Here is a 25,665-nt window from a genome sequence, read left to right on the forward strand (position 1 = left end):
TCATTTAGTGATCGCGTGACATCAAATAATCGGCAATTTCCAGCAGCCGGGAAGGGTCCTGGAACCCACCCTCAAGGATCGCATGACGCGCTGCTGCGGTCAATTCCTTGACCTCCGCGCGCGAAGCTTCCAGCCCGATGAAATACGGATAGGTTACTTTTTGCTGCTTGATATCACTGCCGGTTTTTTTGCCCAGCTTGCTCTCATCGCCGATGAGGTCCAGAATATCATCCTGAATCTGGAAGGCCAGGCCAATCTGTGTGCCGAAGCGGCGCAGGGCTTCCAGCTGCTGCTCATTCGCACCGGCGATTCTGCCGCCCGCAAGCAAGGAGAAGATCATCAGATCGCCGGTCTTGTGCAGATGAATGTACTGAAGCTGCTGCAGATCGGTCATTCCCTGCTCGCCTTCCATATCAGCTACCTGACCGCCGACCATACCGCGCGGGCCGGCCATCTCGGCCAGATCCTCCACGATGGACAACACGCGCTCTGCCGGAACCCCATGCTTACGGGAGGCTTGTACCACACTGTAGAACGCATGGGTCAGCAGCGAATCCCCGGCCAGAATGGCCATCGCTTCCCCAAAGACCTTATGGTTCGTCAGCTTGCCGCGCCGGTAATCATCATTATCCATCGCCGGCAGATCGTCATGAATCAGAGAATAGGTATGCACCATTTCAATCGCTGCTGCTACAGGCAGCGCAGCTTCACGGCTGCCGCCCAGCGCCTCGCAGGCAGCGGTGACCAGCAGCGGCCGCAGGCGCTTACCACCAGCTTGCAGTGAGTATTCCATCGACTCTCTTAGGACCCGGGGGACGTCCCACTGCTCCGGTACAACTCCGCTGAGAGCAGCGGCAACCCAGCGGCTAACGTCTGCTATATATTCCTCCAGCGGTTCGCGGCCCTGCGCCGCTGCCGAACCGCCCGATGGCTCAAGCTCAGAATGACTCATCGCTATCGCCTTCCAGCCGGTTGCCGAATGGCTTCTTGCGAAGTTCGCCATCCTCCACAGTGATCATTTCAATCTTGCGTTCCACTTGCTCCAGCTTACTGCCGCATAGCTGCGAGAGCTTCATTCCCTGCTGGAATAAATCAATCGCCTTCTCCAGGGGAACGTCACCGTGTTCAAGCTCACGCACGATACCCTCCAGGCGCTCCATGGCTCCCTCAAAATCCAGTTCAGCTTCCTTCGCCATTCGCTTTGCCATCCTCCTTCATTCCCCATACTTGGCAGTTTAGTTGTCCGTCATTAAGCTTTATGTTGACCACATCGCCAAGCTCTACTTCCTTCAGCGATTTGATTAAATGCTGCTCTTTCTCGTCATACACAAGGCTGTAGCCCCGTGACATGACCTTAAGCGGGCTGAGCGCATCCAGATGGCGCAGCTCTGCCCCGAACCGCGCGCGCTTATCTGCAAGGCGCGCCTGCATGGCCGCCGTCAGCTCACGGGTGAGGCCATCCGTGCGCCGGCGGGCAGCGCTGACGCTGCTAAGCGGATGGAAGCGCTGCAGGCTCTGGTGCAGCAGCGCGCTGCGCCCCTGCGCGCGGCTGTGCCTTGCCTCTGCTGCGCGGAGCAGGGCCGCGCGCAGCATATCCAGCCGCTGCGCGTGCTGGGCCAGCTGCCGGCGGGGGCCGGCCAGCGCCAGCGAGCGCTGCAGCGCAGCGAGGCGTTCGCCGCCGCGCTGTGAGCGGCGCAGCAGCCCTTGGCGCAGCCGCTGCCGGGCCATGCGCAGCTGCCCGGCCAGCTCGGCTGCGCTCGGCACAGCGAGCTCCGCCGCTGCCGTAGGGGTGGCCGCCCGGAGATCGGCGGCGAAATCGGCGATCGTGAAGTCGGTCTCGTGGCCAACGGCCGAGATGACCGGAATCCCGGAGGCCGCAATCGCCCGGGCAACGGCCTCTTCATTGAAGGCCCACAGCTCCTCCAGAGAGCCGCCGCCGCGCCCGACGATCAGCACATCGGCCTCTCCCATGGCATTCAGGTTCTGTATGGCCTGTACAATGGACGGTCCAGCCCCCTTTCCCTGCACTAGTACAGGGTGGAGTACAATCGCAACCTGCGGGTAGCGCCGCTGCAGGGTGATGATGATATCCCTCACAGCCGCTCCTGTCGGGGAGGTCACAACCCCGATGCAGCGCGGGAATTGCGGCAGCGGACGCTTGCGCTCCGCTGCGAACAGGCCTTCCTTCTCCAGCTTGCTCTTCAGCTGCTCGTAAGCCAGATACAGGCTGCCGATTCCGTCAGGCTGCATATGTGTTGCATAGAACTGGTATTGCCCGTCCCGTTCATATACAGTCACATTTCCCCTGGCGATTACCTTCGTGCCTTCCTTCGGCACGAACGGCAGCCGCGAGTTATGCGAAGCGAACATGATGGCTTTGATCCGGCTGCTCTCATCCTTCAGCGTGAAGTACATATGCCCGCTTCCGTGATGGGTGAAATTCGAGATTTCACCGCGAATCCATACGTCGGACAGCAGCACATCCGAATCCAGCTTCATACGGATATATTTGTTAAGCTCCTTGATGGAGTAGATCTGCCGCTCTGCCGCCATAAGTCCGGCCTACTTCAGGCCGCGGCGGCGTTTGGCCGCGATCAGCGTGTTGCTCATCAGCATGGTGATGGTCATCGGTCCAACTCCGCCCGGCACAGGCGTAATGAACCCGGCCACTTCCCGGGCACTCTCATAATCGACATCGCCGGCAAGCTTGCCGGTATCCAGACGGTTCATGCCAACATCAATCACAATCGCACCCGGCTTCACGAACGAAGCATCGATGAAGTTGGCCCGTCCAATCGCTACCACCAGGATATCGGCCTGGCGGCTAAGCTCAGCCATATTCGCTGTGCGCGAGTGGCACATCGTTACTGTGGCATTCTCCCGCTGTAACAGCAGGGATACAGGCTTGCCGACAATATTACTGCGGCCGATCACTACCGCATGCTTGCCGGAAATGTCCGTACCGGTCCGCTTGATTAGTTCAATAACCCCGGCAGGTGTACAGGGAAGCAGACTGTCGTCCCCGATGACGAGGTTCCCCACATTGACCGGGTGGAAGCCGTCCACATCCTTCTCTACCGAGATGGCGTCAATCACAGCCTTCTCTTCAATATGCTTCGGAAGCGGCAGCTGAACGAGGATGCCGTCAATATCGCTGCGGCCGTTCAGGTCCGCCACCAGTGCCAGCAGCTCCTGCTGGGTGGTAGCGGCATCCAGCCGGTGCACCTCGGAATGGAAGCCCAGTTCAATACAAGACTTCTCCTTGTTGCGCACATAGACCTGGGAAGCCGGATCTTCACCGACCAGAACGACAGCCAGACCCGGCTTCACGCCGCGCTCCGCTAAGTCTGCAACCTCCCGGGCAATCCCGATCCGAATGTCGTCCGATACCTGTTTACCGCTGATAATCGCTGCTGTCATGTAAGTCTCTCCCCTATTGTCTATTGAAGGCTTATAAGCCTGTTACTGCCGCTTGCTGTGAATCTGAATCTGAATCCGAAGCTGAAGCTAAACTACAGCTCAGCTCTAAGCGTGTCCACATCCTGAATCATTTTGCCGAGGACACCATTCACGAATTTACCGGAATCCTCTGTGCCGAAATGCTTGGCCAGATCAATCGCCTCATTGACAGACACCTTGGCCGGCACATCGCTGGCGAAGATCATCTCGAAGGTAGCCAGACGCAGAATCTGACGGTCTACACGTGACAAGCGGCTCATCTGCCAGCCCTTAAGATAATGCTCCAGCATATCGTCGATCGCCATTTTGTGTTCCCACACGCCGTTGACATGCGTAACTACATAAGCCTTCAGTTCGATCTCATCCGTAATGACACGCTCGGTTTCGTTCTCATCCGCCGCTTCTTCAATCAGCATGTCAACCGCTTCGGTAACCTCTACATCGTTCATTTCCATCTGGTACAGGCTTTGTACAATAATTTCTCTCGCTAAACGTCTCTTCATGTGTTCCTCCTACGAACTAACCTCTTGTTTTGGTGTTACAGATTACAACGATTATAACCGGACCAGCTTCTATACTACATTTCCTCACATAAACAGCCGCATAGGCTGATATAGGAGCATTTATACCCTTAATTTTCTCAAAAAGCCCACTCCGGGCAATTTATATTGCCTTTTCAGCAAAAAACCGCGCAGCCTTTCTTCCGCAGGTCAGCAACTCAAAGTAACGGGTTCCAGGCTTCCGGGAGAAAGACTATCGCGGTTCATTTGAAGGGACGCCAGCGTCCGGACAGCCGCTCTGCGATCTCCTGCCATTGAAACAGGGGACCCTGCGCGGTATCCTTTCGTTTGCCGAACGTATATCCGATGAACACTACCAGTGCAAAGAACAGCATATCCCAAAAACCGCTAATCAGATAAATCAATCCGAGAAAGACACCGAAGGCAACTCCGGTAATTCTACCCCCGTGACTTTCCCATACTTCTCTCCAGGACATAAGGGAAACTCACCTCTATTCCACTCGACTTTTGAAGCTTGGTGCCTGTGTGAGGTTAGCAATGTATACAGACACATCTGCAACCGGAATTCCGGTTGTCTCCTGTACGAAATCATGTACCTGGCGCTGTACATCCGTAGTAAGCAGCGGCAGTGAATGCTCACCGTCGACGACCGCCCGGATCATAATCTCAAGACCCGCCTGTGAGACACGGATGCGCGATTTCAGGTCGCGGATGCCCTTCACTTTGCCCGCAGCCTTCAGACTCAGGTTCTCAATGGTCTCCATTGAGATCTGAATATCCCCATACTCTGTACGCTGATCCACAGACGGCAGGGAAGCGCGGTCACGGCGCAGGGAGATGTAGAAGAAGCGGATGCTCAGCAGGAACAGAATGACCGCCACCGAGATCGCAGCGATATAGACCGCCGGTCCGTCCGAAATCTCATACTTGTCCGGAATGACACCGCTTAAGAGGAGGATGGCAGTTACAGATAGTATTCCAATGCTTAAGCTGTACAGGAACAGCAGAAGCCTGTCCAGAATTTTGGCCACGAGTCTCACAACCTCCTTAAATTAAGGTAAACCCTCGACGCACTGTCGGGGGTTTATGGAAGAACTGAACCCTTACTTCACGCGGATAACCGCATCCGTGTCCTCGCTCTTGTCAATGCTTGTATTGCTTTTGAACTGCACATCATGGATATGCACGTTCACTTCCACAACGGTCAGACCGGTCATGGTTTCGATGGAACGCTTAACATTGCGCTGAATTTCAGCAGCCACTTCCGGAAGACGGTAGCCGTATTCGATAATTACGGACACATCCACCGCAGCCTCGCGCTGTCCAACCTCAACCTTAACCCCTTTGGACAGGTTCTTGCGTCCGAGAAGCTCCACGATTCCGCCGGCGAAACCGCCGCTCATTCCGGCCACACCTTTCACCTCAACGGTTGCCAAACCGGCGATAACCTCGATCACCTCTGGAGCGATCTGGATTTCACCGATTTCCGTACGTTCAAATTCTGTCGGCAATGTACTCATTTGGACTTCACACCTTTCCAGCAAAAAAGTTGTAGGGGCACTTCAAGCGGGCAGTACGCCTCTTATTAAACATACTATATCATTTGACGAACTTTATGACAAACCATGAGAAGCCGTCCTAAACTTCATACTCCTCAAGGAACTTGATATCGAAGTTCCCGTCCAAAAACACCGGATGCTCCAGCAGTCTCTGGTGGAATGAAATGGTGGTATGTATGCCCTCCACCGCAAATTCAGCCAGTGCACGCTTCATCTTGGCTACAGCCTCTTCCCGGGTCGGTGCCCAGACGATCAGCTTGGCAATCATGGAGTCATAAAAAGGTGAAATGGTACAGCCCGGATACGCCGCGCTGTCGACCCGCACCCCAAATCCGCCCGGTGGCAGATAGAAGCCGATTTTGCCCGGAGACGGCATGAAATTACGCTCAGGGTCCTCGGCATTAATGCGGCATTCAATCGACCAGCCGTTGATCACAATATCCTCCTGGGTGAAGGAGAGGGGATTACCTTCCGCTACTGAGATCATTTCCTTAATGAGATCGACGCCGGTGACCATCTCCGTTACCGGATGCTCCACCTGAATCCGTGTATTCATCTCCATGAAATAGAAATGTCCGTCAGGACCCAGCAGGAATTCCAGGGTACCTGCCCCCGAGTAATTAACTGCCAGTGCAGCCCGTACCGCCGCTTGGCCCATCGCATCGCGGACCTCCGGGGTAAGTACGGCGCAAGGCGCTTCTTCGATCAGCTTCTGGCGGCGGCGCTGCACAGAGCAGTCACGCTCGCCCAAGTGGACGACGTTGCCGTGATTATCGGCGATGATCTGAATCTCCACATGCTTCATGCCGGTCAGGAATTTCTCCAGATAGACTCCGGCGTTGCCGAAATTCTTCTGCGCTTCCTGCTGGGCAGCGGTAATCTGCTTCACCAGTGACTCTTCATCCTCGGCGATGCGGATGCCCTTGCCTCCGCCGCCTGCCGTAGCTTTGACGATAAGCGGGTACCCGATATCACGGCCGAGCATCACGGCTTCCTCTAAGTCACCGACAATCCCGTCCGAGCCCGGTATAATCGGAACTCCGGCCAGCTTCATCGTTTCTTTGGCAACAGCCTTGTCGCCCATCCGGGTAATCGCATCCGGAGACGGGCCGATGAAGGTAATGTTACAGGATTCACAGATCTCGGCGAAATCCGCGTTCTCGGCCAGGAAGCCATAGCCGGGGTGAATAGCATCGCATTCCGTCAGCGTGGCAACGCTCATAATATTAGTAAAGTTCAAATAGCTGTCCTTGGCGGGCATCGGTCCGATACAGTACGCCTCATCCGCAAGACGTACATGCAGGGAATCGCGGTCCGGCTCCGAATAGACAGCCACGGTGGCAATACCCAGCTCGCGGCAGGCCCGGATAATGCGGACCGCAATCTCGCCGCGGTTGGCAATCAACACTTTTTGAATGTTCATGCGTTTCCTCCCAAAGTTTAGCGAAGCTTGCAAGCTCCTCTTCATTCTCGCGGCAATTATTCCGCTCTCACCAGAAACAGCGGCTGACCGTATTCCACCAGTTGGCCGTTCTCAACCAGGACAGAGACAATCTCGCCCTTCACTTCGGCTTCCAGCTCATTCATCAGCTTCATCGCTTCAATGATGCAGACCGTAGATTTCTCATTCACCCGGTCTCCGACATTAACAAAGGAAGGCGTCTCCGGTGAAGCGGCACTATAGAAGGTCCCAACCATCGGCGAGACGATTTTATGTAATGCGCCTTCAGCGGAGGTTGCGGGCTGCTGCGCCGCAGCAGGAACTTCACTAACAGCCTGAGGGGCAATAATCTGCGGACTTTGCGGCTGCGGGGCTGGCGTAAAGGGGTAGGTATAAGGAGCCGCCTGAATTACTGTTCCTTCAGCTTCAGAGCGATCCGGTTTACGGATAGCCAGCTTCATACCTTCGCTTTCAATCTCCAGCTCGTGCACGGAGGAAGTCTGGTCCAGCAATTGAATCAATTCCTTAATCTCGCTTAACTTGAACATTGGGTAGTTCACTCCTTCAGCTTTCTCTCGAAGCCATTTTGGGACGCTGGCTGAGCAGGGTACGATATCCGTTCTGACAAGCATACCCGTAACGCGGGTCTGCTCTGTAATTCTCTTGAATCGCTACCTTGTGTAACCGCTGCCTGCGTAATCTTCTTTTTCTATACATCGATAACTTTATGTATTATATCACAAACGCTAGAAATGGAAAGAGCCTGGGACGCGCCCGGGCTCTTTCGGCATTTTATTCTATTTTCCCTGGTTTTATTCAGCTGGCTTACTGCTCCGAGACGTATTGGACCTTAATCTTGTCCTGGGTAACGCTCAGTTCCTTCATTACAAAATCCACGATGCCGACCGCCTGCTTCACATCCAGCTTATCGCTAAGCACCACGATCGTGTAGGCGTCACCGGCTTCTTCTTTCACAATGGCCTCACCGTATTTTTGTTGAAGCTTCTCTTCAATCCCGGTAATCTTGGACTCTTTCTCTTCCAGCTTGCTGAGCTGCTCCTGGGCTGCTGCATTCTCAGCCGGTGTCTTATCCATATCGTTAATCAGCGCCAGCAGATCATTGTGATCCTTCAGGTTCTTCTGTTCGCGTTCGTACAGGTAGTTCGTGAACAGGCTGCTCGCCGATACGCTCTGCGAAGCCACTTCATCCAGAATCGCCTCGTCGTCCTTCGCCGGAGTCTTGTCTACAGCGGCTGACGTATCCTTGCTGTCTTTGCTGTCCTTGGTATCCTTGGTGTCCTTATTTTCCTTGGTATCCTTGCTGCCAGCTGTATCCTTACCTTTATCAGCTGTAGTAGTGGCCGCCTTGTCCGTTGCAGCAGTTGCATCCTTGGCAGTGTTACTGCTGTCAGCAACCACACTGCTGTCATCTATCACGGCCGGAGTCGTGCTGTCATCAGTTGCCACTGTCGATGCCGCTTCATCCTTGGTGGTCTTGCTGCTGTCATCCACGGTTCCTACTGCAATTCCTTTGTCCGTGCTGACCTCTTTGATGACAAGTCCGCTGTCCAGCGTAGTCGCGGTTCCGCCGCCCGTTCCGTCTTTTATAGTATCCACCTGGATGCTGCCTGCGGTTTCTTTGGGGATGGGAGCCCCCGTATCTTCCGTGAACAGATAATATGCAGAGAGCACTACCATCAAACTGAGCATAGAAACCAGCCAAATCGTTTGTCTTTTGCCCTTCATTGTTTATACCTCCTATAATTTTGTTGCCAGCCCTCTTGTCGTCTCTTAGTCGTGTGCATCGTACAAGCCTCTTCTGTTAAAGCATATGCCGGGGTTGCCGGAGACATGCCTATTCCTGCTTGCGCGGGACAACAGAAATCCGGTAGACCGGTACGTTAAGCCCTTTTTCAACCGCCTGCTCAATCAGACTGCGCACGACCTTGTTCTCTGCCCCTTTGGCGACCACCAGCACTCCCCGTACCTGAGGCTTCACCCGCTTGGTGATGATCGGAGCCTCGTTCCCTGACTGGCTGTAAGTGACGATCTGGCCGTCCCTGGTGTACTGTGTGGTATGGCGTTTACCGCCGCTGGCATCTGTTTCTTCACTTTGCTGCTGCGAGTCGTTCATATTGCGCTGCACGATAATCTCCTCTGTGGAATCTACGGTGACCATGATATCCACAGTACCGACCCCCACGATTTTCTCCAGAATCCCCTTCGTGCGGTTCTCCATCGCCAGTTCGATGCTGTCAAAAGAATTCGCGCTCCCGGTCTCCTGCTGCAGGACTGTCTGCGAGGTCCCGCTGTCCGGCGGTTCACGCCCTGTGTTCTCGTTGTCCAGCTTCTTCACATTCACGAAGGAGTTGAACAGCATAATTGCAACACCCAGCAGGCCGATAATGATCAGCCAGCGGAAGGTGTGGCTGCGCTTCGGGCTGCCGTTGCCGCCTCCGGCCCACTGCTCCAGCTTTTTCAGCCAATTGCCCATTGATTTCCCTCCTTCAATTATGATTTCACGGTACCGCCCCCGCTGCTTTGCACCTTGATCAGAGCGGGGTCCAGGTTCCAGTTCTTCTCCAGCAGCTGGATAATTGTTCCGGCTTCTTCCGCCAGGGTCTCCTGCACTCCCTCAGTGCCGCTCCCGGAAGAGGAGGACGCCGGAGCCGAACCACCACCTGAGGATGACGCTTCCTGCGCTTTACCATCTCCCCCGCTGCCTTCCAGGCTGACCTGGACCGGCTCCACAGGGTTAATCTGTATCGGCCCGGCTGACGGGAGGGATGCAGTACCATTGCCCGGCACAGCCCCTCCAGAGGCGCTCTGCTCCGGCGGAAGCGCTACTGTGACCGAGGAGATCAGCGGCACCTCCTCGCCGAGCGGCGCATCTGGATTCGGGCCCATGGCCAGGGCCACTGTCACCTTCACCCCGCCGAGCCCGGTGCTCCCGGCAATCTGGTCGCGCATCTGGCCGGCTACTTCTTCGGCAGCCAGCTTCAGGCTCTGCTCACGCGCTCCGGCAGCCAGCATCCGCCCGTCCGCCAGAATCTTGTCCAGCGAATCCGGTGCGCCCTCCGCTCTGTTCAGCAGCCCCCCGCTTCTCTCCTGCTGCTGCATCGCCACGGTCAGCTCCTTGCTGGCATCTCCCTTCAGCAGAGAGATTATCGGGCTTAGCATTGTCAGCAGAACCAGCAGGCTGAGCACCAGTCTGGCGTACCGTTCCATGGATTTGCTGGGCAGCAGCATCTCCACGAATGCAGCCATCAGCACGACGAGAATCAGCTCATGGAGCCAACTGCTGAGCCAGGACATGGCGCACCTCCTTGTCATTTCGTTCTAGCGCATCATCACGGTCACATTGCCCGCAGTCAGCATAATGGTTACAGCCAGGAAGAACATCAGCGAGACGGCGGCCAGCGCCGCGAAGACATAAATCATGCTTTTGCCGATCGTCTGCAGGCAGGTCACGATCGGTGTCTCGCCCAGCGGCTGCATAACGGCGGCGGCCAGATTGTAGATCAGGGCGAGGATCAGAATTTTGATTGCCGGGAACGCGCACAGGAAGAGGATAATGATCACTCCCGACAGCCCGATGGCGTTCTTCACCAGCAGTGAGGCCGAGATGACCGTGTCCGTGGCATCCGCGAACATTTTACCGATCACTGGCACGAAATTCCCTGTAATATATTTGGCCGCACGTATGGTCACTCCGTCTGTAACCGAGCTGGTAATCCCCCGGACGGAGATCACGCCGAGAAACACCGTCAGCAGCACCCCGAGCAGCCCGGCCCCGATATTGCGCAGCAGGTTCGCCAGATGGGTCAGCTTGTATTTCTCAGACATTGCGCTCACCAGATGCAGCACCGCCGAGAAGAACAGCAGCGGGAAGACCAGCGTATGAATCAGCGTGCCTACGGTATGGATCATGAATACGATCAGCGGATGGGTCACCGACACCGTGACGATATTGCCCATTGAGGCCAGCAGCGCGAACAGCAGCGGAATCATAGCCATCATGAAGTCGATCATCCGGTCGATGGCATCCTTGGCATAGCCGATAGCGACATTGAAGCTGTTAACAGCTATGACCAGCACCACCATGTAGCAGAGCATATAAGCGATCTTGCTGACGGATTTCCGTTCAAAAGCGGTCTGCAGCGTCTCCAGAATCATACTCAGCACACTGATCATCACAATCGTGACCAGCAGCTTGCCGTTGTAGAGCACCTCATGCCACATGAAGTTCATCAGGCCGGACAATACGCTTTTGAAGCTTAAGCCCTTATCTCCCGGCAGCAGCATATCCATCAAGGAAGGTGTCCGTCCCTCCGGGAAAAATCCACCGTAATCCTTCATCAGCTGGTCCCAGTAAGACTCGACTTTGTCTTTTGGCAGATGCTCCACCTGCCCTTTCACCCACTGGTCAACAGGAGACGTAGGGCCTCCGCTGCCGCCTGTAGCCGGAGCTGAAGGAACAGGGGACCCGCTTGCAGTACTTGCCACACTTCCCGCGCTTGCAGCATTCGCAACACTTGCCGCACTTGCCGTGCTTCCACACAGCAGAAGCAGCTGGAGCACCAGCAGCAGGGCTGGCAGAAGCAGGAGCGCCTTTCCCCCTTTTGGCGGCCGAAAAATACTATGCTCCTGCATTCCCCTCACCTCCGCTCTACTCCAACTTGTCCGGCATGTCCGCTGTATCAGGCTGGCAGCAGCTTCATGACCGTTTCAATAATAATGCTGATAATCGGAACAGCCAGCACCATGATCAGCACCTTGCCGGCCAGCTCAATCTTGGAAGCAATCGATTCCTGCCCGGCATCCCTCACGATCTGCGCCCCGAATTCCGCGATATAGGAGATGCCGATGATTTTGAACACGGTTTTGATGTGGATCATTTCCATCCCGGAGGACTCCGCCACCCGCTCCAGCGTACCTAGAATCGTTCCGATCTTGCCGATCAGGAACAGGAAAATCAGGATGCCGGCCGCCGTGGTCAGCAGGAAGGCGAATACCGGCTTTTGTTCCTTCAGGACGAGGATAAGGACCGTCGCCAAGATGCCAATTCCCACAATCTGAATGATTTCCATAACTCCAGCCTATTGAAAAAGAAAAATCGTTTTGATTTCCTGCAGCAGCCCATCCAGCATCCGGATGACCATAAACAGGACGATGATAAAGCCGACAATCGTTACCCAGTGGGCGATATCCTCTTTGCCCATCTGCTTAAGCACCGTATGGATCATGGCGATAATGATGCCGATGCCGGCAATCTGAAAGATCGCGTTGACTTCAATATTCATTCCTGGCACCTCGCTAAAAGATCAAAATGACGATCAATGCTCCAAGCAGCAGACCCAGGCTTTTACTCACCTTCTCATACTTGCCCTGATCTTCTCTGGCCGCTGTCTCCTCCTGCTTCAATTGCTGTAAAGCCAGTGCAATATGCGTGCTCTGATTCGGCCGGTCACTGGTTCCGAGCGTGCAGCTTAGCTGCCGGATGATCTCCTTCTCCGTGCCCCGCAGCGATGCGCTGCTCCAGTGGGCTTCCATCGCCCGCCGGATGGCCTCTTCCGCACTGTAGTTATGCGGCGGGTTCATCTCCTCCGCCGCCGTAAGGAAGAAGGCCTGCAGCGGCTCCTTCGTCTGCATTCCAATCCGGCGCAGCGCCTCCGGCAGCGGCGTGTAGCCGTACTGGATCTCGGTCTCCAGCCGCTGGAGCGCTGCAATCAAGGCCCGGATATGTCTCGGCCGGTCAGCATACTGGGCCGCCCGCTTGAAGCCGGCCAGGGTTCCCGCCAGCACGATCAGTACCGCGCCAAGCAGCTTAAGCATGGCGGTCACCCCCTGACACCGGCTGCTGCTCCGGCGAGACCAGCAGCAGACCCCGCTTCTGGGCGTCCAGAATGCGGAAGGACAAGCCAGAGGCTCCGCGGTGCAGTATCACATACCGCTCGAACATCCGGTGCTCCAGCAGCCCGCCAAGTCCGGGCCGCCGGGCAAGCTCGGACACTTCCTTGCCGTGCGCAGAAGCGACCACCGAGATCCCGGCGTGCAGCGCCTCGGTCACCGCCTCTGCATCCTCCATGCGGCCGATTTCATCGGCGATCAGCACATCGGGCGACAGGGAGCGGATCATCATCATCATGCCCTCCGCCTTGGGGCAGCCGTCCAGAATGTCCGTACGCGGCCCGACATCGAAGGCCGGAATTCCCCGGCGGCTGCCTGCGATCTCAGAGCGTTCGTCGACGATGCCGACCTTCAGCCCTGGCCGGCTGCCTTCCCGGCCGCCGCTTGTACCTGCCGACAGCTGCCTGGCCAGATCGCGCAGCAACGTGGTCTTGCCATGCTGCGGCGGGGACAGAATCAGCGTATGCATCACACGCTGCCGCCCCCGGTCCAGCAGATACGGCAGTACGCCGTCGGCGATGCCGTGCACCTCACGAGCAATCCGCACGTTGAAGCCGGTAATATCACGCAGATGCTCCACGCCGCCCCCGCTCAGCACCGTCCGGCCGCAGAGACCGATCCGGTGTCCGCCCGGAATCGTGATGAAGCCCTTGCGCAGCTCCTCTTCCATCGTATAGAGGGAATGATTGCTGATGAGGTCCAGCAGCCGGTGCGTATCCTCCCGGTCCGGCCGGTAAGCCTCGCAGGGAAGCTGGGTCAGGATGCCGCCGGCACCGATGAAATGATACTTGCCGGAATAGTTGATCTCCAGCGGCCGTCCCTCACGGACGCGAATCTCCTCCACCTTGTCCAAGAGCGCAGCGGGGAGGCCACCGAGCAGCGCTCTTACTTTTTCGGGAAACAACAGAAGCCAGTCATTTGCCATACCAGGTACCCCCAAGCTGTCCTCTACTAAATAGCTTTATTTCATATTTATGCTTGTACTTATGCTTTATGCCTATCATCTATCATTTCTTGAGAATCCCGAATAAGAGAATAGCCACCCCGCAGCCAATCCAGCCGAGCTTCCCCCAGGACAGCTGCTCTGCCATCCCTGTAAGGCCCACAGCCGTGGTCAGAATGAGAATCGTAGGGCCGACAAGCGCCAGTCCCGAATTGACAGCCAGTGCCTTATCCACCTGATTCAGCTTCAGCATAATCAAAGCCGCCGCAATCTCTACACTGCCAGACAGCAGCCGCAGGGCCGACATCCAGCTTACATACTTGTCCAAATATCCCAACTCCCTTTTCCAAATCTATGGGCCCGCCCGCCATTTTCACTGCAAATCAAACAAGCTGTTATCCATGGATATGCGGAAGGGGGCGACTTTAGACAAGAAGAAATGGGGATACTAGCACAGATTTCAGGAGGTGTGAAAGATATCATAGTGCCGCTCTCCATAAAAAAATATCATCGGTATGATAAATTTAATTTTTCCGTATCCAAAGATAACCAGCAAAGAAGGGGATCACAGTCATGCAAGTTCGTAATTTCGTAGTACCGCTTGTATCAGGAACGATAGGCAGACAGGTAAAAGAGGTAGCGATTATTATATTTTCGGCCTTCCTAGTAGCAGCCGGCCTGCGGCTATTCCTGATTCCGCATCAGCTGCTCAGTGGCGGTGTAGCCGGGACAGCTTCCATCATCGGATATTTGACCCATCCAAAGTATATTTCGTTGTATTATTTCGCCATCAATCTCCCGATCCTGATCTGGGGCTTCGTCGCCGTGGGCAAAAAGTACATCTGCTATAGCATGCTGTCTGTACTCTCCACCACCTGGTTCCTGAACGTGATCCCTGTGGTGAAGCTTACCAAGGACCCGATTCTGGCCAGTATCTTCGGCGGGGTGATTATTGCGGGAGGGGTTGGCTTCTCTCTGCGGGCGGGAGGATCTTCCGGGGGCTTCGACATTCTCGGCTCCATCATTACCCGCAAGCGGGATATTCCCATGGGCACCGTGCTGTTCGTCATGGACGGTCTGGTGATCTTAAGTCTTGGCTTCTTCAAAAGCTGGGATTCCGCGCTGTACGCGATGCTCTGTATCTTCGTCAAAAGCCGGGTGGTGGACATGATCCACATCCGCCATATCAAGCTGACCTGCTTCATCGTCACGAAGGAGCGCGAGAAAATGCTGAACCGGCTGACCAGTCTGCCGCACGGCATCACGGTTGTGAACGCCGAGGGCGGATACAGTCACGAAGGCAATACGATGCTGATGACCGTAACCACCCGCTATGAGCTGGCAGATCTGCGCAAGACGATTCTGGAGACCGATCCGAAATCCTTCGTTAACGTGCTGGAGACCGTGGAGATTATGGGCAGGTTCCGGCGGCTGAGCTAGCGAGTGCATGGTGCAGGCCATTCCTATCCTTATGTATGATACACAAAAGAGTGCTGTTCTCCGCTTTTGCGGGTAACAGCACTCTTTTTGTTTTGCGTCTTAGGCCTATTGTTGAATTATAATCTGCGGCTTAGCGGCGGTCCTGTGGACCTCCAACGAAGGCTTGCTCTTGTGTATCCAGGTTATAGGCGGTATGCAGCGCCTGGATGATCTGCTGCAGGTTGCCGGATTCAATCACACAGGATACCTTGATCTCGGAAGTGCTCACCATCTTGATGCTCACGCCTTCATTCGAGATCACCTCGAACATTTTGGCGGCAACCCCCGGGTGGCTGACCATCCCGGCGCCGACAATCGACACCTTGACCAGACTGTCCTCGGAAGTCACTTCACGGTAAGGCAATACGCTGTGCAGCCCTTCGATGACCTCTTTGGCCTTCACAAGATCTCCAAGCGCTACAGTGAAGGAGAAGTCAGCCGTCTTGTTCTGCACTCCGCTCTGCACGATAATATCGACATCCACACCTTCATCGGCCAGCTTGCCGAATACCTGGGCGAGTACCCCCGGCACATCTGGGACTCCCAGAATACTGATCCGGGCCACATTTTTATCATAGGCAATTCCGCTAACTACTACACCTTGCTCCATGCTTGCTTCCTCCTTCACCACAGTACCTTCATTATGGTTAAAGCTTGATCTTACGACCAGCTTCACTTGATATCGTTTGGCATATTCCACGGCACGCGGATGCAGCACGGCTGCACCGAGATTCGCCAGCTCCAGCATCTCGTCATAGGAGATTTCCTTCAGCTTGCGCGCCGTCTTCACAATCCGCGGGTCAGTAGAGTAGATTCCGTCTACATCGGTATAAATCTCGCAGACATCCGCCTTGATGGCTGCAGCCAGCGCAACCGCTGTCGTATCTGAGCCTCCTCGGCCCAGCGTAGTGATCTCGCCATCCAGCGTCATGCCCTGGAAGCCGGCTACAATCACAATCTGCTCCCGCTCCAGCGACTCCAGCACCCGGCGCGGAACAATCTCACTGATCCGTGCCCGGCCGTGGGTCTCATCGGTGCGGAACCCGGCCTGCCAGCCTGTATAGGATACGGCATTCCGGCCGATCCCGTGAAGCGCGATCGACAGAAGCGCTACGGAGATCTGCTCCCCGGTAGTCATCAGCATATCCATCTCGCGTGCGGGGGGCTGACCGTTCAGCTGATTCGCCTGATCGATCAGATCATCTGTGGTATCTCCCATAGCGGAGACCACCACAACGCAGCGATGTCCTTCATCCTGCTTGGCTGCGATCCGCCCGGCGACCCGCTTCATACGTTCAATGTCGCCGACGGAGCTGCCCCCGAATTTCATGACATAAAGTGACAAAGTTCCATTCACTCCCTATTTCGCTCTAAAGTAGCTTAAATTTTGGTTAATGCTTTAACACAGTATAATACGAAAATCATAACATGCGTTAATGGTTTCACAAAATAAAATGCCCATTTTTGATGAACCCGGCCTTAACCCCGAACCCGCACGGCCGGAATCAGGTGCACTAATGCTCCTCATTTGCTCATCCAGCCCGCTTCGGCCCAATTCAGGGGCACTAATGCTCCTCATTCGCTCATCCAGCCCGCTTCGGCCCAATTCAGGGGCACTAATGCTCCTTATTACTCACCTACACCCCATATTCGCCCCACCGGAGACGTCCGTCAGAGGGTTTTATCCCTTTGTTTCCCATTATGCCGTACGCTTTCTGCAAATCTGAGGGACTTACCCCTTTAATCCCCCCGTTCAGCTAACATTCCGCTGAATCAGAGGGATTTATCCCTTTCAACATTTTCATCCTTTTCCCTTCACTTCTTCCCTCTCTCCCAGCCTGACACAGCAAAAAGACCTCCGCCGCATCAAGCGGGGAGGCCCTCAAGTTACATCTGAAATCCAAAAAGGCTCTACGCGCGGGAGATATATTTACCTTCGCGGGTATCGACCAGAAGAACATCTCCTTCATTGATGAACAGCGGTACCTGGACCGTATGACCGGTCTCCAGAACAGCGGCTTTGGTCGCGCCTTGAGCCGTGTTGCCCTTCACGCCCGGTTCGGTCTCAGTTACCTTCAGCTCTACGCTGGTCGGCAGGTTGATCCCGAGGATTTCGCCCTGGTAGCTGACGATATTCACGGTCATGTTCTCTCTGAGGAAGTTAAGCTCCCATTCAAGCTGCTTGGCTGTCAATTCGAACTGGTCATAAGTCTCGTTGTCCATGAACACATGTTCAGAGCCGCTTGCATACAGGTACTGTACGCCACGGTTCTCGATAATGGCGCGGCCAATGGTTTCACCGGCACGGAACGTGCGCTCAACCGTATTGCCGTTACGCAGGTTCTTCAGCTTGGAGCGGACGAAGGCTGCGCCTTTACCCGGCTTCACGTGCTGGAAATCTAGGACGGTGAAGATGTCCCCTTCTACTTCTACGGTCAGGCCTGTCTTAAAATCGTTAACTGAAATCACAAAAAATCCCTCCTGGAATCCATAAATGAACTGAATGATAGTGTCTTACAGTACCAAATAATCCTTCGATGAATGTGTCAGCAGCGTGATGCCGCTCTCGGTAATGACAATATCATCTTCAATCCGTACGCCGCCAAGGCCCGAGAGATAGATTCCCGGTTCTACAGTGACAACCATCCCCGGCTGGATGACTTCATCTGCCAGCTTGGACAAGCGCGGCCATTCATGTACTTCCATCCCGAGACCATGGCCTGTGCTGTGGCCGAAGTATTCACCATACCCGTAGCGGGTGATGATATCTCGGGCCAGGGCATCACATTCACGGCCGGTCATGCCGGGCTTGATATGCGCCAGCGTATGAAGCTGCGCTTCAAGCACAATATCGTAGATCTCCTTCAGCTTAGGGTCCGGTGATCCCAGAGCAATCGTGCGGGTCACATCGGAGCAGTAACCGTCCAGGAGCGCGCCGAAATCGAAGGTGACGAATTCGTTGTTCCCGATAACCTTGCTGCTCGCTACACCATGCGGCATAGCTGAACGCTCACCGGAAGCGACGATTGTATCGAACGAAGACGAAGTTGCGCCATGCGTACGCATGTAGAATTCCATTTCCAGATCGACATCGCGTTCCGTCATACCCGGCTTGATCACATTCAGGATATGACTGAAGGTGGCGTCTGCCAGATCGGCAGCCCGCTGCATCACAGCCAGCTCTTCCTCGTCCTTGAACATGCGCAGGTTCTCAACAGCCTTCGATACCGGTACCATGGCTGCCGGGGCAAGAGCCTCCGCATAAGCGGTGTACGCACTGAAGGTCACATCATCCTGCTCGAAGCCGACACGGACTTGTCCGCCCTTCGGCAGCAGTTCCCGCACGGTGTCAATGAATTTCGAGTCATGCTGTACCACCTTGAGGCCATTCACCTGTTCCGAGGCCTGTGTCATATACCGGAAGTCCGTCAGCAGATAACTGTCATCACCGGTAACCAGTACGTACCCGGAGGAGCCGGTGAACCCACTCAAATAGCGGCGGTTATATCCGCTGGTAATTAACATCGCATCCAGTCCCAGTTCCTGCAGAACCTTACGCAGCTTGGAGACGCGCTTGTTGCCCATTTTCATTCTCCTCTCGAAATAGCCACATTGTATTTTACCATAGCGGCAGGCCAACTGAGAAGTTTTTTCGAAGGGCCTAGGCCAGCTTCGTCTGCTGTTCGCGTTTGCGTTCATCCGTATACTCGATTGCCGCTGTATATCCGATGAATAATCCCCAGAGCAGGAAGAGACAGAATTCGCTGATCACCGTGTCCCACGGCAGCTTGAACGGCGGCTGGAGCAGGAATAAGCGCGAGCAAGCCAGGAACAGGACCGACCACCACAGCACCCCGTATATCATCCCAGGCCAAGGTCCGTTAAGCTTCCGGAGAATAAACACGTAGATCAGGGAAGCTAATACGGAGAGTACAATGAAGCATAAATATCCGAGCAGATGCCCGGCAGGGGTCAGCAGAAATTCATGCTTGAAAAAAGGCTCCGCCAAAAATCCCGGAATGACCTTAGTGAAGTGCAGAACATACATCAGCCAGTGCAACCCTCCCCAGATTAAACCGGCGAAATAACCCAGTTCAATGGAGAAATAAAAAGGATTCGTCTGGACGCTCTTGTGCTTGCTTGAAGAACTCATAGAGCTCCCTCTCTTTCGGTATGGGGTTAATCCGGTTTCCACTCCGCTCTCTACAGCTAGTATGTACAGCTAACGGCAATCCAACTAGTAATGTGTTTAAAAATTAGTTACAATGTATTATATAAATCATATCAATATACGGGAAGGTGAATTGGTTGTCCCAGGAAACTCCCAGTTACGGCGGCCAAGCCGTCATCGAAGGCGTCATGTTCGGCGGCAAGCATGTCAACGTAACAGCCGTAAGACGAAAGAATCAGGAGATTACATTTTTGGAGGTGCCGAAGAGCGATAAGAGCTGGGTCCTTAAACTGCGCAAGATTCCGCTGCTTCGCGGCATTGTCAGTATTATAGATTCCAGCGCCAAAGGCTCGAAGCATCTGAACTATTCGGCAGAATCCTATGCCGAGGATGAGACGGAGCCGGAAGAGCTTGCCAAGCAGCAGGCGAAGAACAAGAAGAAGGACGAAGGTTGGAGCCTCGGAATGATCTTCGGCGTAGCTATAATGGGGATTCTGTCTTTCCTGTTCGGTAAGCTGATTTTCACGCTGGTCCCGGTATTCGTAGAAGATTTTTTGTTCAAAAATGTATTTGACAACTATATTCTGCACAACCTTGTGGAAGGCGGCATCAAGCTGATTCTCCTGCTCGTCTATCTCTGGGCGATCTCGCAGACGCCAGTGATCAAGCGGCTCTTCCAATATCACGGAGCTGAGCACAAGGTCATCAGCGCCTTTGAAGCCGGTGAAGAGCTGACCGTAGCGAACGTACAGAAATACAGCCGTCTGCATTACCGCTGCGGAAGCAGCTTTATGATGCTGACGATTATCCTCGGTGTAATTATCTACTCGGTCGTCCCGTGGGATTCCCTGATGGAACGGGTGCTTCAGCGTATCGTTCTTTTACCGGTGGTCATCGGAATCTCGTTCGAGGTACTGAAGGGCACGAATGCGGTAAGAGATATTCCCGGCCTTAAGTATCTGGGATACCCGGGCCTGTGGCTGCAGCTGTTGACTACCAAGGAACCTAAGGACGATATGGTAGAGGTGTCGATCGCTTCCTTCAACCGGATGCGGGAGCTGGACGCTGCAATTGAAGCAAAAGGATATTCGGAGGCAAGTGTGTCAGGCGGCATTTTGGATCCTGCGAAAGGATGATTAGCCAATGATCAGACATGCTTTGATATTTTGGATTACGACAGCTCTTGCCGTATGGGGCTTTATGGTAGATATTATGGCACGCGGCCTGATGGCCCTGTCCATCTTCATCTTACCCCTGATTCTGTTGGGACTGTTGTATTACGCCTACAAGGTAGCCCCCGGCAGAATGGGAGGCGGACCCGGACGTCCGCGCACTAAGGTTAAGCCTTCGGCCAAGACGATGTCCAAGGTTGCCGGCATCCGCAAGACCACTGGCTCACCAGGCAAGCGCAAAAGCTATCCCTTCCAGGTCATCGAAGGCAGTAAGGGTAAGAATGACGATCAGTTGCCCAAATATCACTGAATACTGAATGTAACGAAGCAGAGCTGCAAAAGGCATCCCCACGTGATTTCATCACGTGGGGATGCCTTTTTTCTGGTAAGATAAGAATTTATATGTTGTGGCTTAGTTACCGCCTTGGAGCAGCGGGCTGAAGGATTGCCCTCCTGGTGTAGGACGGCGGTGCCGGACGATAGTTAGCGAAGAACTCTTCTCCGGCTGCGATGCCCGCCGTATACAAGGCGTCCGTCTGTGCCTGCGTGATATGAAACTCGGTGGTGGAGATGCCCAGCGTAGGGATTTTGACCGTACGAACGAATTTATCCGTCTCAATATACCGTTCATCATGCGCGGAGAGCATTGTCTCCACCATCGCCTCCAGCATGCTGAACGGCCCTGTAATATGATGCGGCTGCGGAGCTGTCTTCCCAATCAGCTGATAGCCTATGGTTGGTGTCCTGCGCAGCGGTGAGAGGAAGCCGTCCTTCTTCTCATCGAACAGCCAGAGCGGAAAATTACTCAGCACTCCCCCGTCCACCATATAGACCAGCTGCCCGCTGAACGATTTCCCCCGGGCCGCCTCTCCGGCCAGCCGCAGGATCACCGGATCGAAGAAATACGGAATGCTGCAGCTCATCCGCACCGCCTTGGCAACTTCGAAGCTGTCAGGCTCGATCCCGTACAGCACCAGATCATCTGGCAGCACCACAATCCGCCCGTTGGTGATATCTGATGTAATCACCCGCAGCTTGCCGCGCGGCAGATCCCGGAACGTAACAACCCCCTGCTCCAGCAGCAGGTTGCGTATCCACGCTTCCAGCGCCTGGCCTGAGTACAGCCCCTTCTTGAGCAGCACACGCAAGGCCGGCCCAACGAAGGCGGTGTTGTAGAGCGCTCCCCGCTTCAGGAAGGAGGTGAACGGTGTACGCCGGATAATCCGGCTCATGGTCTCTCCGCTGTACCCCGCTGCCAACAACGAGGCAATGATCGAACCGGAAGAGGTTCCTGCTACCCGCCCGAAGGTACGGCCCGCGCGTTCCGTCGCCTCCACCGCACCTGCCAAGGCAATTCCTTTGACTCCCCCGCCTTCAAATACCGCGTTAATCTCCATACATGGCAAACCCCCGTTCCATAGAATGTATTGTTATCTATGAGCACGGGGGACTATTCATGACTTAACTCTTGAAATAGAAGCTGAGCAGACTGGCTAGCCCGTACGGGTCACGGACCACAATATCATTCGCCCGGAACAGGATGCTGCCAGCCACCTCATCGTATTTCTCATTATATTTGAGCTGGTTGATAATCTGATCTCCGCTCTGCCATTCCGCAGTCTGTTTGGTATCCCCTACCTTGTAGGAGGCAAGACCGATATACAGCTTAACCTTCGTTCCCTTAACCTCGTTCACCCACCAGTCCACCAGCTTATCATAACGGGCGGCGCTGAAGGAGAGGCTCCAATAGACCTGCGGGGCAACATAATCGATCCAGCCGCTCTGAATCCAGGTGCGCACATCCGCATACATGTCATCATAGGCTGACACCCCTGCTGTAGTATCTGAGCCGGTGCTGTCCGCTTTTTTGTTGCGCCATACCCCGAACGGGCTGACCCCGTAAGAGACGGACGGCTTCGCTGCATGAATCTCCTGCCCCAGCTGACGGATGAACTGGTTGATATTATCCCGCCGCCAGTTGCCTTTGCTGCTAATCCCTTGTGTATTGAAGGTCTTGAAGGCCGTATCATCGGCAAAAGCTACATTGGACGGATAGAAATAATCATCCAGATGTACTCCGTCGATATCATACCCTCTGACCACCTCCATCACCGTGTCAATAATATGCTGCCGAGCTTCCGGAATTCCCGGGTTTATGTACAGCTTGTTCTCCGCCTTGACGATCCAATCCGGATGAAGCTTGGCTACATGGTTAGGGGCTAGACTGCTGGTAGAAGCGTCTGTCGTAGCCCGGAACGGATTGAACCAGGCGTGCAGTTGCATTCCCCGGCTGTGGGCACTGCTAACCATATAGGCCAGCGGGTCGTAGCCGGGCTCCTTACCCTGGGTCCCGCTAAGCACCTTGGACCAGGGCACGATCTGAGAAGGATAAAGTGCATCTCCAGACGGTCTGACCTGGACGAATACACTATTGAATCCGGCCGCCTTCAGCTTGTCCAGCAGGCTGTCGAACTCCTTTTTCTGCTTGTCGGGATTGCCTGCCGAAGACGTTGAGGGCCAATCCAGATTATACACGGTGGATACCCAGGCGCCCTTCATCGCCTTACTGGTCTTGGCACCAGGAATGGAAGGTACGGTTGGTGACGGTACCGTTGGTATTGGCACAGATGGCGTAGGTACAGTTGGTGTAGGCACTGACGGAACTGTCGGCGTCACAGGTGTAGAAGGGCCGCCGATCTCCATGCCGGAATATAAGGAGATATGCTTCGTAGCCTGATCCCAGAGTACTTGAAGCCCAAGCTGCTCGCTTACAAACCGCAGCGGCACCATGACCCGGCCCTGTGTGATCTGGACAGAAGTATCCAGACGGACGGCTGTACCGTTAACGATAGCACTTGTTTTGCCGCTGGTCAGCTGCAGTACATTATTATCCTTGCTTATGGTTGCTGTCTTACTGGCCTGATCCCATTTCACACCGGCCCCCAGTCCCTGGCTAATCACTCCAGCCGGCACCATCGTAACATTAGTACGTGTAATATACGGCGGCACATCCGGGTTCAGCGTCTCCCCATCCAGTTCAATGGTGATTTGCACAGAAGCTGCGCGCACACCCGGCGTCCGTACAGGCAGACATAGCATAATCACGAGCAGTCCTACGATCCATTTACGGTAATTCATAATTCCTCCCAGGTCTTGAAGTTGTATAGACAAAAAAATAGCCCTCTCGTCCTTGGGTCAGGGAGAAGGCCGTTCTTTTGTAAACGGAATCCTTCCTTAGTAAAAAAGGAACGGTATCCGTTTTGACGTAAAAAAACTGGAAAGGTTGCGCTAATCAAACAAAAAAAGCCACGTTTATGAATCGCTGGCTATCTCATGGTGAATATCGTACAAGGTCTGCACACGCGCTTCATCCCGGCGGAAATACTCCACCAGCGTTTCGATCCGGGTGATGGAATCCCAGCTCAAGTGATGCTCAATGCCTTCAACATCCTTATAAATATGCTCTTGCTGTACCCCAATAATCCCGAGGAACTCCTCCAGCAGCTGATGGCGGTCCACAAGACGTTTCCCCACTTTTTTTCCTTTGCTTGTTAGGACAAGCCCACGATATTTCTCATAGATGAGATATTCGTCCTTATCCAGTTTTTGGATCATCTTGGTCACAGAGGAGGGATGGACTTCCAGCCCCTCGGCAATATCCGAGACCCGCGCATAACCCTTCTCGTCGATGAGCTTATATATGCGCTCCAAATAATCCTCCATGCTGGGTGTTGGCATTCTAGCTTACCTCTTTTCTATAATGAGCGTAACGGTGGGACCGGGCCTTGCTCTAACAATGATACATGCTTCTGCCGCTCCTTGGCAAGTCCTGCCGGTCATCCGCTTCCCCGCTTAGTGATGTTTACCATGATTCCATTCGCCTGCGGATTGGCACAATAACGGTATCCTCATCCCTAAGGAGCGTGAAATTATGAGCATAGTCACACCCGAACGCCCTCCTGCCAAAAGAACGCGCAAGCCTACCGGCCTGTTCATCCCAGAGCTTGTCTTCTTTGAACCTGATGCGCTGAATTATCCCAAAGGGGAGCGGATTATGGAATGGGTCAAGTCCCGCAATATTCCCTACCGCATGACCACCTCGCATAACCGGATTACCAATCTGCCGGGCGAGACAGAAGTCGAGCAATACAAAATCGCCAAACGGACGCTTGTGGTCGGCTTGCGCAAGACGCTCACTTTTGACCAGTCGAAGCCGTCGGCCGATTATGCGATTCCGATAGCCACCGGGTGCATGGGCCACTGCCATTATTGTTACCTGCAGACTACGCTTGGAGCGAAGCCCTACATCCGTGTCTATGTCAACACCGGGGACATCATCGATGCCGCCAAAAAATACATCACCGAGCGTTCCCCGGAAATCACGACGTTTGAAGCGGCCTGTACCTCAGATCCGCTCGGCCTTGAGCATATTACCGGCTCGCTGACGGAACTGATCGAATTCATGGCGAAGGAGCCGCTCGGGCGGCTGCGCTTCGTGACCAAATACCAGCATGTCGAGCCGCTGCTTAAGCTGAAGCATAACGGTCATACCCGTGTACGTTTCAGCGTGAATGCCGACTATGTGATCAAGAACTTCGAGCCGGCCACCTCACGCTTCGAGGAACGGATTGAGGCCGCCGGACAGATCGCCCGTGCCGGGTATCCGCTGGGCTTCATCATTGCCCCTATTATCTGGCATGACGGCTGGGAAGAAGGCTACAGCGAGCTATTAGAGAAGCTGGCGCATGCCCTGCCGCCGGGGATTGGCCAAGGGCTGACCTTTGAAATGATCCAGCACCGCTTCACCAAGACGGCCAAGACCGTCATCGAGAAGCGTTATCCGAAGTCGAAGCTGGAGATGGACATCGAGAAGCGCAAGAAGAAATGGGGCAAATGGGGACAGAACAAATATGTCTACCCGGACGAACAACAAACCGCCCTGCGCGAATTCATCACAGAGCGGATTTTTGAACATTTTCCGGAAGCGGCTATTGATTATTTCACTTAAGC

The 25,665-nt window shown here is 54.6% G+C and carries 30 protein-coding genes; 4 read left to right on the plus strand and 26 right to left on the minus strand.

What is annotated here, in order from left to right; genetic code table 11:
- Window positions 1-4 precede the first annotated feature (4 nt).
- The 19 genes from NST26_RS21495 to NST26_RS21585 all read right to left on the minus strand — a co-directional run bounded on the left by NST26_RS21495 (window position 5) and on the right by NST26_RS21585 (window position 14,161).
- Entirely contained in the window at window positions 5-952 is a 948-nt protein-coding gene (locus NST26_RS21495; protein ID WP_209871149.1) for a polyprenyl synthetase family protein, read from the minus strand.
- On the minus strand, window positions 939-1,196 hold the full coding sequence (gene xseB, locus NST26_RS21500) for an exodeoxyribonuclease VII small subunit (protein WP_036731943.1): 258 nt from the start codon (window positions 1,194-1,196) through the stop codon (window positions 939-941). Before xseB ends, NST26_RS21495 begins: the two co-directional genes overlap by 14 nt.
- The gene (gene xseA, locus NST26_RS21505; RefSeq protein WP_340979755.1) at window positions 1,180-2,553 is read right to left on the minus strand and encodes an exodeoxyribonuclease VII large subunit; all 1,374 of its coding nucleotides are present in this window, start codon (window positions 2,551-2,553) and stop codon (window positions 1,180-1,182) included. Before xseA ends, xseB begins: the two co-directional genes overlap by 17 nt.
- Before the next feature lie 9 nt (window positions 2,554-2,562).
- Window positions 2,563-3,420, minus strand: coding sequence for a bifunctional methylenetetrahydrofolate dehydrogenase/methenyltetrahydrofolate cyclohydrolase FolD (gene folD, locus NST26_RS21510; protein WP_036698383.1), 858 nt, complete (start codon window positions 3,418-3,420; stop codon window positions 2,563-2,565).
- A 92-nt stretch (window positions 3,421-3,512) separates the two neighbouring features.
- Window positions 3,513-3,962: a transcription antitermination factor NusB gene (gene nusB, locus NST26_RS21515; protein ID WP_036698385.1), complete on the minus strand. Its 450-nt coding sequence runs from the start codon at window positions 3,960-3,962 to the stop codon at window positions 3,513-3,515.
- Between the two features lie 260 nt (window positions 3,963-4,222).
- Window positions 4,223-4,456: a DUF2273 domain-containing protein gene (locus NST26_RS21520; protein ID WP_036698387.1), complete on the minus strand. Its 234-nt coding sequence runs from the start codon at window positions 4,454-4,456 to the stop codon at window positions 4,223-4,225.
- A 15-nt stretch (window positions 4,457-4,471) separates the two neighbouring features.
- Window positions 4,472-5,011: an alkaline shock response membrane anchor protein AmaP gene (gene amaP / locus NST26_RS21525; RefSeq protein ID WP_036698389.1), complete on the minus strand. Its 540-nt coding sequence runs from the start codon at window positions 5,009-5,011 to the stop codon at window positions 4,472-4,474.
- Between the two features lie 72 nt (window positions 5,012-5,083).
- A complete protein-coding gene (locus NST26_RS21530) occupies window positions 5,084-5,500 on the minus strand; it encodes an Asp23/Gls24 family envelope stress response protein (RefSeq protein WP_036698392.1) in 417 nt (138 codons plus the stop codon).
- Between the two features lie 118 nt (window positions 5,501-5,618).
- Window positions 5,619-6,962, minus strand: coding sequence for an acetyl-CoA carboxylase biotin carboxylase subunit (gene accC, locus NST26_RS21535; protein WP_340979756.1), 1,344 nt, complete (start codon window positions 6,960-6,962; stop codon window positions 5,619-5,621).
- Between the two features lie 56 nt (window positions 6,963-7,018).
- Window positions 7,019-7,528, minus strand: a complete 510-nt coding sequence (gene accB, locus NST26_RS21540; protein WP_036698397.1) for an acetyl-CoA carboxylase biotin carboxyl carrier protein — start codon at window positions 7,526-7,528, stop codon at window positions 7,019-7,021.
- Window positions 7,529-7,805: 277 nt separating this feature from the next.
- The gene (locus NST26_RS21545; protein WP_340979757.1) at window positions 7,806-8,726 is read right to left on the minus strand and encodes a SpoIIIAH-like family protein; all 921 of its coding nucleotides are present in this window, start codon (window positions 8,724-8,726) and stop codon (window positions 7,806-7,808) included.
- Window positions 8,727-8,835: 109 nt separating this feature from the next.
- Window positions 8,836-9,474, minus strand: a complete 639-nt coding sequence (gene spoIIIAG / locus NST26_RS21550; protein ID WP_340979758.1) for a stage III sporulation protein AG — start codon at window positions 9,472-9,474, stop codon at window positions 8,836-8,838.
- Window positions 9,475-9,491: 17 nt separating this feature from the next.
- Complete coding sequence (gene spoIIIAF, locus NST26_RS21555; protein WP_340979759.1) at window positions 9,492-10,295, minus strand: stage III sporulation protein AF; 804 nt, start codon at window positions 10,293-10,295, stop codon at window positions 9,492-9,494.
- 24 nt (window positions 10,296-10,319) lie between these two features.
- Window positions 10,320-11,633 (minus strand): stage III sporulation protein AE, encoded by a 1,314-nt coding sequence (gene spoIIIAE, locus NST26_RS21560; protein ID WP_076079903.1) that lies wholly within the window; start codon window positions 11,631-11,633, stop codon window positions 10,320-10,322.
- 47 nt (window positions 11,634-11,680) lie between these two features.
- Complete coding sequence (gene spoIIIAD, locus NST26_RS21565) at window positions 11,681-12,070, minus strand: stage III sporulation protein AD (RefSeq protein WP_036698407.1); 390 nt, start codon at window positions 12,068-12,070, stop codon at window positions 11,681-11,683.
- A 9-nt stretch (window positions 12,071-12,079) separates the two neighbouring features.
- Window positions 12,080-12,283: a stage III sporulation protein AC gene (spoIIIAC, locus tag NST26_RS21570; protein ID WP_020426549.1), complete on the minus strand. Its 204-nt coding sequence runs from the start codon at window positions 12,281-12,283 to the stop codon at window positions 12,080-12,082.
- Between the two features lie 13 nt (window positions 12,284-12,296).
- Window positions 12,297-12,815 (minus strand): stage III sporulation protein SpoIIIAB, encoded by a 519-nt coding sequence (gene spoIIIAB, locus NST26_RS21575; protein ID WP_076079904.1) that lies wholly within the window; start codon window positions 12,813-12,815, stop codon window positions 12,297-12,299.
- Window positions 12,808-13,815: a stage III sporulation protein AA gene (spoIIIAA, locus tag NST26_RS21580; RefSeq protein WP_340979760.1), complete on the minus strand. Its 1,008-nt coding sequence runs from the start codon at window positions 13,813-13,815 to the stop codon at window positions 12,808-12,810. The genes spoIIIAB and spoIIIAA overlap by 8 nt, the downstream gene beginning before the upstream one ends.
- 82 nt (window positions 13,816-13,897) lie before the next feature.
- Window positions 13,898-14,161, minus strand: a complete 264-nt coding sequence (locus NST26_RS21585; RefSeq protein ID WP_425355101.1) for a YqhV family protein — start codon at window positions 14,159-14,161, stop codon at window positions 13,898-13,900.
- Window positions 14,162-14,406: 245 nt separating this feature from the next.
- Between NST26_RS21585 and NST26_RS21590 the strand changes: the two genes are divergently transcribed.
- Window positions 14,407-15,273 (plus strand): YitT family protein, encoded by an 867-nt coding sequence (locus NST26_RS21590; RefSeq protein WP_340979761.1) that lies wholly within the window; start codon window positions 14,407-14,409, stop codon window positions 15,271-15,273.
- A gap of 130 nt (window positions 15,274-15,403) precedes the next feature.
- Here the strand turns inward: NST26_RS21590 and NST26_RS21595 are convergent, their stop codons facing one another.
- The 4 genes from NST26_RS21595 to NST26_RS21610 all read right to left on the minus strand — a co-directional run bounded on the left by NST26_RS21595 (window position 15,404) and on the right by NST26_RS21610 (window position 19,465).
- The gene (locus tag NST26_RS21595; RefSeq protein ID WP_036731918.1) at window positions 15,404-16,657 is read right to left on the minus strand and encodes an aspartate kinase; all 1,254 of its coding nucleotides are present in this window, start codon (window positions 16,655-16,657) and stop codon (window positions 15,404-15,406) included.
- 566 nt (window positions 16,658-17,223) lie between these two features.
- The gene (efp, locus tag NST26_RS21600; RefSeq protein ID WP_036731916.1) at window positions 17,224-17,781 is read right to left on the minus strand and encodes an elongation factor P; all 558 of its coding nucleotides are present in this window, start codon (window positions 17,779-17,781) and stop codon (window positions 17,224-17,226) included.
- A gap of 45 nt (window positions 17,782-17,826) precedes the next feature.
- Window positions 17,827-18,897 carry a M24 family metallopeptidase gene (locus NST26_RS21605; protein WP_036731914.1) on the minus strand — a complete coding sequence of 357 codons (1,071 nt, stop codon included), beginning with the start codon at window positions 18,895-18,897 and terminating at the stop codon, window positions 17,827-17,829.
- Between the two features lie 76 nt (window positions 18,898-18,973).
- Window positions 18,974-19,465, minus strand: coding sequence for a YqhR family membrane protein (locus tag NST26_RS21610; RefSeq protein WP_036731912.1), 492 nt, complete (start codon window positions 19,463-19,465; stop codon window positions 18,974-18,976).
- Window positions 19,466-19,671: 206 nt separating this feature from the next.
- Between NST26_RS21610 and NST26_RS21615 the strand changes: the two genes are divergently transcribed.
- Both NST26_RS21615 and NST26_RS21620 read left to right on the plus strand, forming a co-directional pair.
- The gene (locus tag NST26_RS21615) at window positions 19,672-20,619 is read left to right on the plus strand and encodes a DUF1385 domain-containing protein (RefSeq protein ID WP_143803754.1); all 948 of its coding nucleotides are present in this window, start codon (window positions 19,672-19,674) and stop codon (window positions 20,617-20,619) included.
- A 7-nt stretch (window positions 20,620-20,626) separates the two neighbouring features.
- The gene (locus NST26_RS21620) at window positions 20,627-20,965 is read left to right on the plus strand and encodes a hypothetical protein (RefSeq protein WP_340951458.1); all 339 of its coding nucleotides are present in this window, start codon (window positions 20,627-20,629) and stop codon (window positions 20,963-20,965) included.
- Window positions 20,966-21,071: 106 nt separating this feature from the next.
- Here NST26_RS21620 and NST26_RS21625 read toward each other — a convergent pair whose 3' ends face one another.
- The 3 genes from NST26_RS21625 to mntR form a co-directional block, all read right to left on the minus strand.
- Complete coding sequence (locus tag NST26_RS21625) at window positions 21,072-22,052, minus strand: patatin-like phospholipase family protein (RefSeq protein WP_051478598.1); 981 nt, start codon at window positions 22,050-22,052, stop codon at window positions 21,072-21,074.
- Window positions 22,053-22,116: 64 nt separating this feature from the next.
- A complete protein-coding gene (locus NST26_RS21630; RefSeq protein ID WP_340979762.1) occupies window positions 22,117-23,793 on the minus strand; it encodes a family 10 glycosylhydrolase in 1,677 nt (558 codons plus the stop codon).
- 174 nt (window positions 23,794-23,967) lie between these two features.
- The gene (mntR, locus tag NST26_RS21635) at window positions 23,968-24,393 is read right to left on the minus strand and encodes a transcriptional regulator MntR (RefSeq protein WP_036698430.1); all 426 of its coding nucleotides are present in this window, start codon (window positions 24,391-24,393) and stop codon (window positions 23,968-23,970) included.
- 199 nt (window positions 24,394-24,592) lie between these two features.
- Between mntR and splB the strand changes: the two genes are divergently transcribed.
- Window positions 24,593-25,663, plus strand: coding sequence for a spore photoproduct lyase (splB, locus tag NST26_RS21640; protein WP_340958026.1), 1,071 nt, complete (start codon window positions 24,593-24,595; stop codon window positions 25,661-25,663).
- Window positions 25,664-25,665 lie beyond the last annotated feature (2 nt).

It is taken from the genome of Paenibacillus sp. FSL R7-0128, from assembly GCF_038002245.1.
Taxonomy (GTDB): Bacteria; Bacillota; Bacilli; order Paenibacillales; family Paenibacillaceae; genus Paenibacillus_AQ; species Paenibacillus_AQ silagei.